This is a genomic window from Streptomyces capoamus (assembly GCF_014654935.1).
Classification (GTDB): Bacteria; Actinomycetota; Actinomycetes; order Streptomycetales; family Streptomycetaceae; genus Streptomyces; species Streptomyces capoamus.
This window is the reverse complement of the sequence record NZ_BNBF01000017.1, coordinates 99,267-110,731: the sequence shown is the minus strand read 5'-3', so window position 1 is coordinate 110,731 and position 11,465 is coordinate 99,267. Positions and strand designations below refer to the sequence as shown.

Here is an 11,465-nt window from a genome sequence, read left to right as displayed (position 1 = left end):
GACCGGATCGGGTGGCGGGCAGGACGAAGGCCCTACCTCTCGGGCGGCGTGAGGTAGGGCCTTTGGCGTGCTCGGGTCAGTCCTTGGGCGGCACCGGAACGACGTACACCTTCTCGGCGCCGACCTTGTCGCAGGCGTCCTCGATCGGGTCGCGGTGCTGCCAGTCGGTGAGCGGTTGTACGTCGAGGGTCTCGCCGTGGACGCGCTCCGCCTCAGTCAGCCATGCCAGCAGGTCGTGCCGGTCAAGACCGTCCGGCGGGCATACGTCGACCAGCTGCGGGTGCTGCTCCAGGAGGGCGGGCTTGGCCTTGTCGCAGGCGTCGGGCAGTTGGGGGGTGAACAGGCTCTGCCCGGTCATGTAGCTGAGGATGTCGTAGATGCCGTCCATGTGGCGGCGGGAGAGCAGCTTCTCGGTGGTGACGGAGAGGACGTCGGCGAGGGCGAAGGCGCGGCTGTCGGTCATGGGGTTCGTCCTGTCATGTCGGGCGGTCAGAGGGCGGGCTGGAAGGCGTCGCAGGGGCAGATCGGGACCGCGCTCCAGGCGCCGTTCGGCTGGCGCGTGCGCGGCAGGCGGGCCCAGCACTTCGTGTCGCCATGGTGATGGTCGGCGCCCGAGTGGCGGCACTCAGGGTTCGCGCAGACCGCGTCACGCGGCGGGAGCACCCCGCTGACGGGCTGCGGCTTGCCGCCCTCCCCGAACTCCACCAACTCCACCGGGTACGGTCCGTTCTGGTCGGGGTCCACGCGGGCGATGGCGTCGTCCCAGCCCTCGCGCCAGTCGTTGCTGTACAGCCCCTCGTTGTCCGCCGCCGCCCGGACGGTGCCCGTGTCCTCGATGGTCTGGGCGATCGCGTGCTCGCCGATGGTCTGCTGAAAGCGGAGGTAGACGTCCTCGGCGAGGATCGTGCGGAGGTACGCGTCGATCTCGGTGGGGGTGGCGTGGAAGCGGGAGGGCAGGTCCGTCACGGCGTGGTCCTTTCGGTGGCGGTGGGTTGAGCGTATGGCGAGGGTCAACGGGCGTTGCGGTGTTCGGCGAGCTGGGCGCCACGTCGGGCGGCGGTGGCGTCATCCCAGCCGATCGCCCTGGACGCCTCGAACACGGCCTCAGCGGCGGGCTGGAGGGCCTCCTCGGCCTGAAGCAGGAACAGGAGACGATCACGATCGGCGCTCCCCTCCGGCGCACCCAGGAACAGCGCCTCGGGAGCCTGGAGGGCGGCGGCACCATGCTCGGTGACGTGCTTGATTTGGGCGACGAATCCGGCCCAGTACCCGCGGTGGTCGGTGTCCTGGTCGGCGGCGTGCTGGAGGGCGGCGACGAACGCGTCGGCGGCGTTCATGAGGCGGTCGATGGCGTTGACGGCTTCGGTGGGGACGGGCTGGGCCATGGCGTTGGTCCTTTCAGGCGGCGAGCAGCATGCGGGCGGCGAGCTGGTGGTAGCAGCGGGAGCCCTTCAGGCCAGCGGGGCAGGTGCAGCCGGTGGGGGCGGTCTTGTAGGTCTCGGTGCCGTCGGTGGAGACGGCGATGAACACCGCGGACTTCAGCGGGACGATGGCGCCGTCTTCGATGAGCTCGCGGGCGGAGGCGATCTGGTGGGGCTTGTAGTCGGTGAGGGTGGCCTGGGCGCGGCGGATGTGGCGGGCGCAGGTGGGGCCGTAGCCGGTGGCCTGGCTCTTGGCGCTGGTGAGGGTGCGGCCGCAGCGGAGGCAGTTGGTGTGGGTGGTGGTGGCCATCGGGTCCCCCTCGTTCCTGGTGTACGTACACCGTAGCGCGGGGTGTACGTACACCGCAAGGGGTTCAGGCCTACCGGTGTCCGTACACCCGCGATACCGTGGACCCATGCCGAACGCCCCCAAGACCAAGCACCGATCAGTCCGCATTGAAGACCAGGACTGGGCCGACCTCGCTGCGCGCGCACCCGACGGCGATCGCGCGGCCGTCATCAAAGACCTGGTGCGCTGGTACCTGCGACGCGACGGGGCCAAGCTTCCAGCGCGCCCGGCGAGCAGCGAGGAGAAGACCGCATGAGCGAGGACGGCTACATGGACGACGTCTTCGACATGGACTGCGCGTGCGGCTACCCGCGCGGCGACTGCCACTGCGAGCCAGATGACGACGCGAGCGCGGGCCCGGTGCGCCCGGACGAGGAGCCCACCACATGAGGAACCAAGGAGCACAGAACATGAGCCAGACCATCACCCTCGCCGGACCGACCGAAGGCATCCGCAAGCTGCACGAAGCCTTCGAGTTCGGGCCGGGCCCCGCGCTCAACGGGCTGACCGACACCGCGCACGCCGCGTCCGAGCGCATGGGCGGCATGCTCACCTTGATGCGCGACCTCCACGAAGCGCGCGTAGTGGAGCTGCGGGAGAAGAACCTGACCGAGGCGGCAGAGGAGCGTGCGGCGCGCGGCGAGTAGCCCACCGCATGACGACGGCCCCGCCCGGACGAGTTCCGGAGCGGGGCCGCTGCACGTTCACGCGGCAGTCGCACGGGGGAGGCAGGGCTACAACCCCCGCCCGGCGGACCGGGCCGCACAACTGCCGCTGCCGGGGACGCTACGCCCCAGCCTGCACCCCTGTCACTACCCGAACATGAAGTAGCCCCGCCATCGACGGGGGCGCGATGGCGGGGCCTGGGCTCAGTGTGGCACCGAGGTGCGACAGTGGAGGGTCAGCCGTTGGAGAACGGCAAGAACACTTTCTCCGCGCCGACCTTGTCGCAGGCGTCCTCGATCGGGTCGCGGTGCCGCCAGTCCTCTATGGGCGTGACCTCCAGGGACTGGCCGTGCGCGCGCTCGGTCTCGACCAGCCACGTCATGAGGTCTGGGGCGTCGGCGCCTCGCGGGGGCTTCAGCTCAGCGAGGGACGGGTGTTGCTCGATCAAGACCGGTGCCACCGCGTCGGCCACGTCGACCAGCTGGTGGGTGGAGACGTCCTGTCCGGTCATGGTGCGCAGCACGTCGTAGATGCCGTCCATGTGGCGGCGGTATACGAGGCGGTCCCCGGTGACGCTGAGGACGTCGGCGAGGGCGACAGTGCGGGTTTCGCTCATGCGGCCATCATCCCTTCTTCGGCTTGCCGGGGGTGGGCTTCTTCGGCTCGGGGTACCAGCCGCCGCGTGAGGACTGGTACGTGGTCTCACGGCCGGCCAAGCGGGGGTCGTCGGGCTGGATGGGCTTCTTGAATCCGAGTGCCATGATGGGCGCTCCGTCTCTTCGATGGGATGGGACCGGGGCGGCCGGCTAGCTGCCAGGCGGACGGCCGCCCCGGGGTAGATGACCCGGTAGATGCCGGGTAGACCGCGGTAGATGCGGTGGTAGAAGTGCAGGTCAGGCGGCGGTAGACGCCTCGGTAGACGGCTCCTCGGCCGCCACCGGGGAAGGGGCCTCCAGGTCCCTCCGGCGGACGCCCCATGTGGGCACGCCGGCCACCTTCACGCCGCGGTCGACGGGGACCTCCAGGGCCACCAGCCGGGCGCGCAGATCGGGGACCTTCCAGCCGGCCGTGAGGGCAGCTGTCGGGGGGTGCTGCTGGAGGTGCGCGAGGACGGTACGCAGGTGCACTCCGGAGCCGTCCCCCATGAGGATCAGCAGGAGGGTACGGACGGCCTCCCGGTCGAGCGCCGGAGCGGTCTCGCTGGGGCCGTCTGCGGTGGCCTCCGCAGGCTCCTCCTCGGCGGGGCGCCCGGCACGCCAGGCGGCAGCCGTCCATACGCCACTGAGGAGCCACATGAGGGCGGGCACCGCACGGACGACGCGCCACAGCATGTAGAGGCCGAAGACGAGCAGGGCGATACGGAGCCAGCAGCCGAGGGCGGCGCGCCAGCCGGTGAGGTCGTGGCGGCGGCCGCGCGCGACCCAGGCGGTCAGGCGCGCGCCGAGGCGGCGCGCGAGGGCAGCGGAGCCGGTGGCGAGCCGGACGGTGCCACGGGCGAGGCGGCTCACAGCAGCCCCGATCCCTGCACGGCGGCGACGACTGCGTCGCCGGCGCCGTTCAGTGCCTCGGGCAGCCAGGCCAGCGCACCGGCCACGCCGGCGGTGAGCAGCAGGACCGAGCCGACGAAGAAGCCGCCGATGATGCGGCGCCGGTCGTTCTTGCCCGCGGCCTTGTATGCGAGGGCCACGAGGTACACGGCGACGATGGCGACGACGGCGCCGGTGGCAGACAGCCCGGCGAGCTGGCCCGTGGTCAGGGCGCTGCCGGACGAGGTGCCGGCCGCGGCGTGGCCGGTGCGTTCCCCTGCGCCGTTGGCGATGGCGCCGGTGCGGGTGTGGGCCCAGCCGAGGATGCCGCCCGGGCAGGCCGCGGCGCAGGCGGCGGCGCCTGCGCCTTTGCCGAACGAGGCGAGCTGCTTCATGTCGCGGTTGCCACGCCACCAGGGGTGCAGGTTGGCGCCCAGGACGAGGAGCGCTGCGAGCAGGCCGCCGAGGGTGAGGGTGGTGGTGCCGTTCATCGGTGGACTCCGGTGAGCAGGGTCAGGGCGTCGACCCAGTCGAGGACGCCGAGGGAGCCGAGCAGGGCGGTGACGAGGAGGAACCGGGGCAGCGCGCGGCCGGTGTGCCGGTCGAGGCCCCAAGCGGCGGCGATGGCCACGGCGGCGATGACGTAGGCGGCGCCGATGCTGGCCTCGGCGCGGGCTTGGTGCACGGTGTGGGCCCAGATCCCGACGGGGCTCCGGCCGCCTGCCCACGGGATGAGCGCGGCGAGGATGGCGACCAGCATGCGCCAGGTGACCAGCGTGTCCCACAGCCTCTCCCAGAGCCGCGGTGGGCGCTCCTCTACTACCGGGAGCATCTCGTGAACGTGGCGGACGACCATCTCGGCGGGCTGCTGGGGCGGCGGTGCGGGCGGTGCTGGTGGCGTTGCGACGGGTGGGGGCGGTGGCGGGGTGCGCCACGGTGGTGCCTCGCCGGGTTCGGGCGGCCGGGCGGGCAGCGGCGCGCCGGCGGGGATGACGCGGGTCGGGGTGACGGGGCGGCGTGGTTCGGGGATGGACACGGTGGGCTCCTGGTGGCCGAGGGGGCGGGCGCCGAGGCGGCGGAGGTAGTGGCGGGTGCGCCGCTCGTCCGGGCCCGGCGCGGTCATGAGGCGGGGCGTTCGATGCGGCGGCGTGTCCGGGCGACGGTGTCCGCGGACACCTCCTGTCCGTGGACCTTGCGGACGTAGGACAGGACGGCGTCCTTGTCCGTGATCCCGGACGCGAGGGCTGTCCGGACGGTGTCCGCGACGGTCTGGCCAGGAGGAGCGATTGGACGGACGGGACGGACAGGCGGACGCGGTGAGCTGCTGTCCTGCCTGTCCGGACGGCCGTCCGCGTCCTCGCCGAGGACGGCGTGAACGGTGTCCGTGTCCGTGTCGATGCCGACAGCGGACAGGTGGTCGACGATGTCCTCGGCGGTCGCCTCCGGCAAGGTGTCCGCAGCGGCGCGGACGGCCGAACGGACAGTCCTCGCACGTCGCTTGTCCGGCCCGGTCTCGGTGTCCGGCGCGGTGATCTGGTGTCCGGTCTGGACGGGGTCGAGGAGGTCGAGACGGACACCGACCGCTCGGCGCAGCGTCTGCCATGAGCGGCCCGGGTACATGATCCAGCCCAGCGCGGGGATGTGCGGGAGCCTCTCGGCGACGAGGCCGCGGGCGGCGCGCTGTTCGTCGCGGACGTCGCGGCGGTGGAGTTCGAAGAGCAGCTCGACGCCGGCGGACAGAGAGGCGAAGCCGGCGGCTGCCGGAGCGCCGCCGATGTCGTGGCCGTGGTTCCAGTTGAGGAGTCCGGCGACGGCAACGAAGACGAGCAGGGCGAGGCGGGCGAGGCCGGCGGGCGTGCCGCGTTCCACGGCGCGGCGGGCGTAGGTAGCACAGATGAGGCCGGCCGCGTCGAACATGACGGACAGGGGCCACGCGAGCCAGCGGGCCATGCCCCAGCCCATGAGCTGACCGGACAGGGACCAGGCGGCGGCCGCGAGGAGCATGCCGAGGACGAGGGCCCAGGCGGCGCGGATCGGGTTGGAGAGGCTGCGTCCGGTGGCGCGGGGGGTGTTCACGGTGCTCCTCCGGGAGCGGGAAGAGGCCGGCCCCCGCGGACGGGGGATGGAGGTGCGCGGGGGCCGGCGGTCTGGTGGGTCAGTGGAGGTGGCGGCCGGGGGTCAGCGGCCGTCCTTCCAACCGAGCCGCTCCCTGACGTCGGCCGCGTCGGCGTAGTCCCGCTGGCATGCGGTGGGGGTCGCGGGCTCGGCGATGATGGGGTTCGGCTGCGGTGTACGGTCCGGCTCGGGCTGCTGCTCGGTCATCGCGCTGCCTCCGGGTCGCCGTAGTTCTCGGGGAGTCCGTGGCGGCGCAGCCACTCGCCTTCGTAGTCGTTGCGGCCGACGGCTTCGAAGGTGGCGCGGGCTTCGTTGACCTCGTCGTCGGTCATCTCGGGCGCGGTCTTGGTCGCCCAGGTCTTGCCGGTGAGGTCGGGCCAGCGGTCTGCGGATCCCATCACGACGCCTCCGGCCGGGGCAGGGCGCGGCAGCGCTCGGCGTGGTGCTGGGCGTGCTCGTGGGCGATGCTCTCGTGCCAGATCAGGCCGCCGCTGCTGTAGGGGCATCCGGTGCACTTGTAGGCGGTGCGGTCGCCTCCGCCGCGGATGTCGACGTGAGAGCCGACAGGGGTGCGGTAGCGGTGGGTGACTCCGTCGGGCCACGGCTCTGTCGCGGCGTCGTGGGCGAGGAGGGCGCGCAGTTCGTCGCGCAGGCGGACGGCGTCCGGTCCCCATACGGGTTCCCGAGGGCTGGGTGGTTGCGTGGGCGTGTGGGTACGCTGCTCCACGTCTGTTTCTCCTGTTCACGGCAGGGGATTCGGGCTGGCCCCGGTCGGGCTCTCACACACCGACCGGGGCCGTGTTGTTGGTGCCGTTCCACAGTGTCAGAACTTATGGACATTGTCCAGAAGTTCGGGGAGGATGTAGCCGTGCCCAAGAACCCTGAACGCGAGGGGAGTCCGCGCTTGATCACCATCGGGCAGATCGCGGAGGAGCACGGGGTCAGCCGGTCCTCGGTCCACACGTACCGCCGCCGGCCCACCTTCCCTCAGCCCGTTCCGGTCGAGGGCTCCACAAGAACGCATTACCGCGCCGACGAGGTGGCCGCCTGGTTCGAAGCGAACCCGCCTCAACAGGGCAAGCGCACAGACCTCGCCCCCCGAGATGAAGGAGTGCCAGTGGAGACGAGAAGCGTCGCGGTCCCGCCCGGCGTGGAGCTGGCAGCCGCTCAGGAGTTCGTTGAGTGGCTGCGCTCTCAGCTCAGCGAGGACGAGCGGATCGCGCGGGCGGCCGGCGGCCGGTGGCGCGAACTCTCGGGAAACTGGGTGGCCGCCGCTGAGGGCGATCACCGGGTTGCGATGGTGCTGGCTGCCGGTGAGCGGGCGCACATCGTGGCGCATGATCCGGCCCGGGTGCTCCGCGAGATCGACGCCAAGAGGCAGATCCTCGGCCTGTACAACAGTGCCGTCGAAGAACGGGCGACGCTGCGCGCCCGCATGCGCGAGGTGATCGACTCGGACCGTGATGAGTTCGGGCGGCTGCACAACGAGGAGACCAGGCTGATCGAGACCGCGCGAACTCTGACGCCGGTCGTGCGCCTGCTCGCCCTGCCCTACGCAGACCGGCCCGGCTACCGCGAGGACTGGCGGCCGTAGCCGCACCCGAGCAGCCCCCGTCTCGCGGGTCGAGGCGGGGGCTTCATCGCGCCCGGCCTAAGATCCACACCGTGGACCTTCCCGATGATCTGATCGCACTCGAACGCGCCGCCGAGGAGCAGCGGGCCAAGCTGGCCGGCCTGGACGGCGAGGAGCACGAGGCGCAGCGCCGAGCCTGGCGCGAAGCCGCAGCCGCGGCGCAGGCGGCGATCACCGACCACGCTGCCGCCACCGGGCAGTCGCGGTACGACGTGGAGATGGCCGTGAAGAGGGCGGTCCGGCACGCGGAAGAGGGGTAGTCGAGCTCGGCGGTCAGCGCGTCGACACCCGGTACTCGTCCACGGGCGGCGCGGCCGCGCGCAGGCTGCGGGCCATCGGCTCAAGCACCCGATCGGCCGCCTGCACAGCAGCCTGCGCCTGCCCGGCCAGACGCACCTGGAACTCGGAGGGCGGCTCGGGTCGGCGGCCGCGGGCCAGCTGTGCGAGCGCGCGATCGACATCGGGGTACGGGCGGTGCGCCATGGAGCCTCCTCGCGTCCCCGCCAGGATGGCAGACGATCACGGCTCCTCCGGCCAGGTCGTCAACACAGTGCCGGTCTCCTCGTCGGTGAGGGTGACCCGCGCGCCGGGCATGCTGCCGTACTCGCCGATGCAGCGCGCGAACTTCCGGCGCGCGGTCTGCTCGTCCGACCACCAGCCGTGCATCATCGTCCGGCCGCCGGCGGCCAGGGTCAGGTGGTAGCGGCCGGGCCCGGTCATGCGAGGCGGATCCCGCGGTGCTGGCCCGGCTCCCGGACGATCGCTGACTTCGCCACCAGCTCGCCCAGCTGGTAGTGGACGGAGGACCGGCTGCGCATGCCGACAGCCTGGCCGATCTGCTGCACGGTCGGGGCTTCGCCGTGGTCGGTGATGTGCTGGCGGATGCAGCGGAGGATGCGCTCCTGGGTGTCGGTGAGGTGGTCTACGCGGTGCATACTCTGACTAGAGCACACGTTCGATTTCCGGAGCAAGTGGAGAGGAGCCGCAGGTGAGCGACCCCATGACCCGGCTCGACGCCCTCCGCTTCGCTCGCCGCGTCGTCGCCGAGCACACCGCCCGACAGTTGGCCGCCATCGACCAGTGGATCGCCGACGAAGAACGCCGCGAGGCCGAGCAACACACGGGTCGGGAACGGCGACCGGCAAAGCCGGCGTGGCTACTGGAGCCAGGCCTCAACCGCGAGGCTCCCGCCGTGTACGTCCACCGCGGCGGCTGCTGGAACGCGGGCGGGCGCAGCCACGGCATCGACCAGGCTGGTGTCCGGCAGGCCCTCGCCGACGGCGTCGCCGCCTGCCCGCACTGCCGGCCCGACACGGCGCTCGACTAGGGCAGCTGCCCGTACTGGGCCACCCAGCGCCGCTCGACCGCGGCCGTCTCCGCCCGCGCCAGCAGATCGAGGACCCGCACCTGTACGGCCGGATCATCCGGGCCCGCCGCGGCCACGCGAACGATCTCGGCGAGAGCGGCAGCGTCCGGGCCGTCGATGTCGGCCTGCCACTGCGCCGCCTCGGTCAGCTGCTCCAGCCATGTGCCGGCCAGGGTCTGCAGGACGAGCCATGTCCGGCCGTGGAGTGCGAGGGCGCCCTCGATGGGCTGGTGGTCGTGCAGGGTGCCGCAGCGGACCTCCCGGTTCACAGGCTGTCGGCCGCGCCTGACGGGGTTGTGGGCGCCGGTCAGCTGAGCGGCCAGGGCGTCGTGTCGGTCGCACATGTACAGCTCCCACAGCAAGGTGCGGCGCGAGGTGAGGCGGGGCAGCATCCAGACGGCGGGGCTGGTGCATGAGCTGATCTGACGTACCTGCACGGGGGTCTCCTCGCTGTTCGGCGTGGCACTGATGCTGCCGGGCCGGCCGTCCGGGGTGTGCCCTGCGAGTGCACGCGAGCGGTGACTTGGGTCACGTGGCGGCTCAGTTCTGGGCGCGCGGCGGTAGGGGCGGAACGTGCGAGCGCCCCGCCGGTATAGACGGCGGGGCGCTCGGGGTTCGGCCGTCGCGCGAAGGTGGCAGCACCGACACCACGACCACTGAGCACCGTGCACGGCGCATCAGGTTGTACCGGCCCGGTGGGTGCATCAGGTGGCCGGGGCCACCCGCACCGGGCGGAGCATGCCTACCCCCGGCAGGGGCCGGGTTCAGCGTGCGGATCCAGGATGCCACGGCCGTCAAGCGGGGTGCTCGGTCGCTTCGGTCGCTGCCGCCGACTCGGGCTGGTTGAGGGCGGCGAGGATGGCTGCTGCGGCGGGGTGGGGTTCGCCGGGGCGGACGCTGGCCTGCCACTGTTCGGCGAGGGTGCGCACCCGGGCGATGGCCGCCTCGGCGCGCTCAGCTCGCTCGGTCTCACGGATGGCGGAGTCGAGGGTGCGGGCGCAGCTCTCGCAGGTGCTGTGCCAGATGATCCGGTTTTCGTAGTCGGCGAGCTGCCGTTCGAGGTTCGCGAGTCGGTCGCACAGCTGGTCGTACTGGTCGCTGGTGAGGTGATCGAGGGGGATGCGGTCGGTCATGCGGTGAACCTCCGGACGGGGATGCCGGCTCGCTCCGCGGTGGCTGCGCAGTGGGTCGCTCCGGGGCTGATGTTGCGGATGAAGGCGAGGCACAGGTCGGCTCCGCTCAGCACCATCTCGGCGTTGCGGCGGTAGCCGGCCGCGCGGTCGAGGACGCCGTTGGGTCGCCAGTTCGCGGGGTGGCGTTCGACGGTGGCGCCGTACTGGCGTGCCCACTGGTCGGCGATGGCGTCGGCTCCGTTGGGGCAGGCGCCGTGGACCACGATGATCTGCCGGTCGGCGGGGATGGCCTCAACGGCTTTGGCGAGGGCCTTCTGGATGGCGCCGACGTCGGTCCATGTTCGGCTGCCGGTGACGAGAATCCGGTAGGGCGCGGTCACTGCTGGCCTCCGCTGATGTACCGGTAGCCGGTGCTGGTGGGCCGGAGGCGGTCGAGTCGGATGCGGGTGCGGCGGACGCCGGGCAGCGGCACGGGTTCGCCGGCCGGGGTGAGGGCGACTTGGCACATGGTGGCATGGGTCTGGTCGGTGCGCTCGATCAGCAGCTTGCGGCCGTAGCCGCGGGGGTCGTTGTCCTGCCAGATCTGGCCGGGGGCGGGGGTCGGGGTGTCGGTCACGGGTCTGCTCCTGGTGGTGGGCGGGGTGCGGGCTACGGCTGGGCGGGCCGCCGCGTGGGTGCGGCGGCCCGGGAAGCGGATCAGCCCCAGTACGAGCACAGCAGCCACTGCGCCCGCTCCTGGGTCGGCCGAAGCCCCAGGGCGTCGAGAGCAGCGCGCAGCTTGGCGTCAGCGTCGGCCTGCGTCACCTCGGCCTGGAGGGCAACGAAGTCGATGGGCTTGACGCCACCTCGGTAGGCGGTGATGCCCTTCGCGATGAGGAGGTACATCGGGTAGTCGCCGGAGCAGTGGCTTTCGAACTCGACGCCGAGGCGGGCCTTCGCTGCGCGCTCCCGTTCGAAGTAGCCGTCGACCTGCCAGTCGGTCTCGGTGAAGTCGGCGAGTTGGGCGAGGAGGCGCTTCTCTGCGGCCGTGATGAAGTCGTCGCCGTCCTCGTCGTCTGCGTTGTACCAGTCGAGTGCGGGGAGTTCGCCGAACTCGCCGGCGTCTTGGACGAGCCAGTCGCTGTCGCCGCCGCCGAGGTGGTAGCCGTAGACGAGCATGGCGTTGGTGGACTGTCCCATGGTGAGTGCTCCTGGTTCTGGATTGGCTGTGCGCCCGTCTCCGGGCTTGTGGGCGGGTTCGGCGTTGCGTGAGCCGC

The 11,465-nt window shown here is 72.0% G+C and carries 27 protein-coding genes; 6 read left to right on the top strand and 21 right to left on the bottom strand.

Annotated features, from left to right (window positions below):
- Positions 1–76: 76 nt before the first annotated feature.
- From IE312_RS25190 to IE312_RS25175, 4 genes are read right to left on the bottom strand one after another with little or no spacing between them, the layout of a single operon-like run.
- Positions 77–463 carry a DUF7736 domain-containing protein gene (locus IE312_RS25190; protein WP_189984604.1) on the bottom strand — a complete coding sequence of 129 codons (387 nt, stop codon included), beginning with the start codon at positions 461–463 and terminating at the stop codon, positions 77–79.
- A gap of 26 nt (positions 464–489) precedes the next feature.
- Positions 490–966: a hypothetical protein gene (locus tag IE312_RS25185; RefSeq protein WP_189984603.1), complete on the bottom strand. Its 477-nt coding sequence runs from the start codon at positions 964–966 to the stop codon at positions 490–492.
- Between the two features lie 44 nt (positions 967–1,010).
- A complete protein-coding gene (locus tag IE312_RS25180) occupies positions 1,011–1,385 on the bottom strand; it encodes a hypothetical protein (RefSeq protein WP_189984602.1) in 375 nt (124 codons plus the stop codon).
- A gap of 13 nt (positions 1,386–1,398) precedes the next feature.
- Positions 1,399–1,731 (bottom strand): DUF6011 domain-containing protein, encoded by a 333-nt coding sequence (locus IE312_RS25175; RefSeq protein ID WP_189984601.1) that lies wholly within the window; start codon positions 1,729–1,731, stop codon positions 1,399–1,401.
- A gap of 106 nt (positions 1,732–1,837) precedes the next feature.
- On the opposite strand from IE312_RS25175, the gene IE312_RS25170 reads away from it, so the two are divergent.
- From IE312_RS25170 to IE312_RS25160, 3 genes are read left to right on the top strand one after another with little or no spacing between them, the layout of a single operon-like run.
- A complete protein-coding gene (locus IE312_RS25170) occupies positions 1,838–2,026 on the top strand; it encodes a hypothetical protein (protein ID WP_189984600.1) in 189 nt (62 codons plus the stop codon).
- On the top strand, positions 2,023–2,160 hold the full coding sequence (locus tag IE312_RS25165) for a hypothetical protein (RefSeq protein ID WP_189984599.1): 138 nt from the start codon (positions 2,023–2,025) through the stop codon (positions 2,158–2,160). The genes IE312_RS25170 and IE312_RS25165 overlap by 4 nt, the downstream gene beginning before the upstream one ends.
- Positions 2,161–2,180: 20 nt before the next feature.
- Positions 2,181–2,417 (top strand): hypothetical protein, encoded by a 237-nt coding sequence (locus IE312_RS25160; RefSeq protein WP_189984598.1) that lies wholly within the window; start codon positions 2,181–2,183, stop codon positions 2,415–2,417.
- A 254-nt stretch (positions 2,418–2,671) separates the two neighbouring features.
- Here IE312_RS25160 and IE312_RS25155 read toward each other — a convergent pair whose 3' ends face one another.
- The 9 genes from IE312_RS25155 to IE312_RS25115 all read right to left on the bottom strand — a co-directional run bounded on the left by IE312_RS25155 (position 2,672) and on the right by IE312_RS25115 (position 6,804).
- A complete protein-coding gene (locus tag IE312_RS25155; RefSeq protein WP_189984597.1) occupies positions 2,672–3,052 on the bottom strand; it encodes a DUF7736 domain-containing protein in 381 nt (126 codons plus the stop codon).
- Between the two features lie 7 nt (positions 3,053–3,059).
- Positions 3,060–3,197, bottom strand: a complete 138-nt coding sequence (locus tag IE312_RS25150) for a hypothetical protein (protein WP_189984596.1) — start codon at positions 3,195–3,197, stop codon at positions 3,060–3,062.
- Positions 3,198–3,329: 132 nt separating this feature from the next.
- Positions 3,330–3,944, bottom strand: a complete 615-nt coding sequence (locus IE312_RS25145; RefSeq protein ID WP_189984595.1) for a hypothetical protein — start codon at positions 3,942–3,944, stop codon at positions 3,330–3,332.
- Positions 3,941–4,453, bottom strand: a complete 513-nt coding sequence (locus tag IE312_RS25140; protein ID WP_189984594.1) for a hypothetical protein — start codon at positions 4,451–4,453, stop codon at positions 3,941–3,943. Before IE312_RS25140 ends, IE312_RS25145 begins: the two co-directional genes overlap by 4 nt.
- Positions 4,450–5,085, bottom strand: coding sequence for a hypothetical protein (locus tag IE312_RS41775; protein WP_229900412.1), 636 nt, complete (start codon positions 5,083–5,085; stop codon positions 4,450–4,452). Before IE312_RS41775 ends, IE312_RS25140 begins: the two co-directional genes overlap by 4 nt.
- The gene (locus IE312_RS25130; RefSeq protein WP_189984593.1) at positions 5,082–6,038 is read right to left on the bottom strand and encodes a DUF2637 domain-containing protein; all 957 of its coding nucleotides are present in this window, start codon (positions 6,036–6,038) and stop codon (positions 5,082–5,084) included. The genes IE312_RS41775 and IE312_RS25130 overlap by 4 nt, the downstream gene beginning before the upstream one ends.
- A gap of 102 nt (positions 6,039–6,140) precedes the next feature.
- Positions 6,141–6,284, bottom strand: a complete 144-nt coding sequence (locus IE312_RS25125) for a hypothetical protein (RefSeq protein WP_189984592.1) — start codon at positions 6,282–6,284, stop codon at positions 6,141–6,143.
- Positions 6,281–6,475 (bottom strand): hypothetical protein, encoded by a 195-nt coding sequence (locus IE312_RS25120; RefSeq protein ID WP_189984591.1) that lies wholly within the window; start codon positions 6,473–6,475, stop codon positions 6,281–6,283. Before IE312_RS25120 ends, IE312_RS25125 begins: the two co-directional genes overlap by 4 nt.
- Positions 6,475–6,804, bottom strand: coding sequence for a hypothetical protein (locus tag IE312_RS25115; RefSeq protein ID WP_229900411.1), 330 nt, complete (start codon positions 6,802–6,804; stop codon positions 6,475–6,477). Before IE312_RS25115 ends, IE312_RS25120 begins: the two co-directional genes overlap by 1 nt.
- 105 nt (positions 6,805–6,909) lie before the next feature.
- Between IE312_RS25115 and IE312_RS41770 the strand changes: the two genes are divergently transcribed.
- Both IE312_RS41770 and IE312_RS25105 read left to right on the top strand, forming a co-directional pair.
- A complete protein-coding gene (locus IE312_RS41770) occupies positions 6,910–7,671 on the top strand; it encodes a DUF6221 family protein (protein ID WP_229900410.1) in 762 nt (253 codons plus the stop codon).
- 71 nt (positions 7,672–7,742) lie between these two features.
- A complete protein-coding gene (locus IE312_RS25105; RefSeq protein WP_229900409.1) occupies positions 7,743–7,970 on the top strand; it encodes a hypothetical protein in 228 nt (75 codons plus the stop codon).
- Positions 7,971–7,983: 13 nt separating this feature from the next.
- Here IE312_RS25105 and IE312_RS25100 read toward each other — a convergent pair whose 3' ends face one another.
- From IE312_RS25100 to IE312_RS25090, 3 genes are read right to left on the bottom strand one after another with little or no spacing between them, the layout of a single operon-like run.
- Positions 7,984–8,193: a hypothetical protein gene (locus IE312_RS25100; RefSeq protein WP_189984590.1), complete on the bottom strand. Its 210-nt coding sequence runs from the start codon at positions 8,191–8,193 to the stop codon at positions 7,984–7,986.
- A 36-nt stretch (positions 8,194–8,229) separates the two neighbouring features.
- Positions 8,230–8,430 (bottom strand): hypothetical protein, encoded by a 201-nt coding sequence (locus tag IE312_RS25095; RefSeq protein ID WP_189984589.1) that lies wholly within the window; start codon positions 8,428–8,430, stop codon positions 8,230–8,232.
- Positions 8,427–8,645, bottom strand: a complete 219-nt coding sequence (locus IE312_RS25090; RefSeq protein ID WP_189984588.1) for a LexA family protein — start codon at positions 8,643–8,645, stop codon at positions 8,427–8,429. The genes IE312_RS25095 and IE312_RS25090 overlap by 4 nt, the downstream gene beginning before the upstream one ends.
- A gap of 65 nt (positions 8,646–8,710) precedes the next feature.
- On the opposite strand from IE312_RS25090, the gene IE312_RS25085 reads away from it, so the two are divergent.
- Positions 8,711–9,037, top strand: a complete 327-nt coding sequence (locus IE312_RS25085) for a DUF6233 domain-containing protein (RefSeq protein ID WP_229900408.1) — start codon at positions 8,711–8,713, stop codon at positions 9,035–9,037.
- On the opposite strand, the gene IE312_RS25080 is transcribed toward IE312_RS25085, so the two are convergent.
- The 5 genes from IE312_RS25080 to IE312_RS25060 all read right to left on the bottom strand — a co-directional run bounded on the left by IE312_RS25080 (position 9,034) and on the right by IE312_RS25060 (position 11,388).
- Positions 9,034–9,513 (bottom strand): hypothetical protein, encoded by a 480-nt coding sequence (locus IE312_RS25080; protein ID WP_189984586.1) that lies wholly within the window; start codon positions 9,511–9,513, stop codon positions 9,034–9,036. The two genes, IE312_RS25085 and IE312_RS25080, sit on opposite strands and share 4 nt — an antisense overlap.
- 357 nt (positions 9,514–9,870) lie before the next feature.
- Positions 9,871–10,209: a hypothetical protein gene (locus IE312_RS25075; RefSeq protein WP_189984585.1), complete on the bottom strand. Its 339-nt coding sequence runs from the start codon at positions 10,207–10,209 to the stop codon at positions 9,871–9,873.
- Positions 10,206–10,589, bottom strand: a complete 384-nt coding sequence (locus IE312_RS25070; protein WP_189984584.1) for a DUF2493 domain-containing protein — start codon at positions 10,587–10,589, stop codon at positions 10,206–10,208. The genes IE312_RS25075 and IE312_RS25070 overlap by 4 nt, the downstream gene beginning before the upstream one ends.
- Positions 10,586–10,825, bottom strand: a complete 240-nt coding sequence (locus IE312_RS25065) for a hypothetical protein (protein WP_189984583.1) — start codon at positions 10,823–10,825, stop codon at positions 10,586–10,588. Before IE312_RS25065 ends, IE312_RS25070 begins: the two co-directional genes overlap by 4 nt.
- A gap of 80 nt (positions 10,826–10,905) precedes the next feature.
- Positions 10,906–11,388 carry a hypothetical protein gene (locus IE312_RS25060; RefSeq protein WP_189984582.1) on the bottom strand — a complete coding sequence of 161 codons (483 nt, stop codon included), beginning with the start codon at positions 11,386–11,388 and terminating at the stop codon, positions 10,906–10,908.
- Positions 11,389–11,465 lie beyond the last annotated feature (77 nt).

Coding starts and splice junctions, on each gene's coding strand:
- IE312_RS25190 (WP_189984604.1), bottom strand. CDS start 463: ATGACCGACAGCCGCGCCTTCGCCCTCGCCGACGTCCTCTCCGTCACC.
- IE312_RS25180 (WP_189984602.1), bottom strand. CDS start 1,385: ATGGCCCAGCCCGTCCCCACCGAAGCCGTCAACGCCATCGACCGCCTC.
- IE312_RS25175 (WP_189984601.1), bottom strand. CDS start 1,731: ATGGCCACCACCACCCACACCAACTGCCTCCGCTGCGGCCGCACCCTC.
- IE312_RS25170 (WP_189984600.1), top strand. CDS start 1,838: ATGCCGAACGCCCCCAAGACCAAGCACCGATCAGTCCGCATTGAAGAC.
- IE312_RS25165 (WP_189984599.1), top strand. CDS start 2,023: ATGAGCGAGGACGGCTACATGGACGACGTCTTCGACATGGACTGCGCG.
- IE312_RS25160 (WP_189984598.1), top strand. CDS start 2,181: ATGAGCCAGACCATCACCCTCGCCGGACCGACCGAAGGCATCCGCAAG.
- IE312_RS25155 (WP_189984597.1), bottom strand. CDS start 3,052: ATGAGCGAAACCCGCACTGTCGCCCTCGCCGACGTCCTCAGCGTCACC.
- IE312_RS25150 (WP_189984596.1), bottom strand. CDS start 3,197: ATGGCACTCGGATTCAAGAAGCCCATCCAGCCCGACGACCCCCGCTTG.
- IE312_RS25140 (WP_189984594.1), bottom strand. CDS start 4,453: ATGAACGGCACCACCACCCTCACCCTCGGCGGCCTGCTCGCAGCGCTC.
- IE312_RS41775 (WP_229900412.1), bottom strand. CDS start 5,085: ATGACCGCGCCGGGCCCGGACGAGCGGCGCACCCGCCACTACCTCCGC.
- IE312_RS25125 (WP_189984592.1), bottom strand. CDS start 6,284: ATGACCGAGCAGCAGCCCGAGCCGGACCGTACACCGCAGCCGAACCCC.
- IE312_RS25120 (WP_189984591.1), bottom strand. CDS start 6,475: ATGGGATCCGCAGACCGCTGGCCCGACCTCACCGGCAAGACCTGGGCG.
- IE312_RS41770 (WP_229900410.1), top strand. CDS start 6,910: ATGGACATTGTCCAGAAGTTCGGGGAGGATGTAGCCGTGCCCAAGAAC.
- IE312_RS25100 (WP_189984590.1), bottom strand. CDS start 8,193: ATGGCGCACCGCCCGTACCCCGATGTCGATCGCGCGCTCGCACAGCTG.
- IE312_RS25095 (WP_189984589.1), bottom strand. CDS start 8,430: ATGACCGGGCCCGGCCGCTACCACCTGACCCTGGCCGCCGGCGGCCGG.
- IE312_RS25090 (WP_189984588.1), bottom strand. CDS start 8,645: ATGCACCGCGTAGACCACCTCACCGACACCCAGGAGCGCATCCTCCGC.
- IE312_RS25085 (WP_229900408.1), top strand. CDS start 8,711: ATGACCCGGCTCGACGCCCTCCGCTTCGCTCGCCGCGTCGTCGCCGAG.
- IE312_RS25075 (WP_189984585.1), bottom strand. CDS start 10,209: ATGACCGACCGCATCCCCCTCGATCACCTCACCAGCGACCAGTACGAC.
- IE312_RS25060 (WP_189984582.1), bottom strand. CDS start 11,388: ATGGGACAGTCCACCAACGCCATGCTCGTCTACGGCTACCACCTCGGC.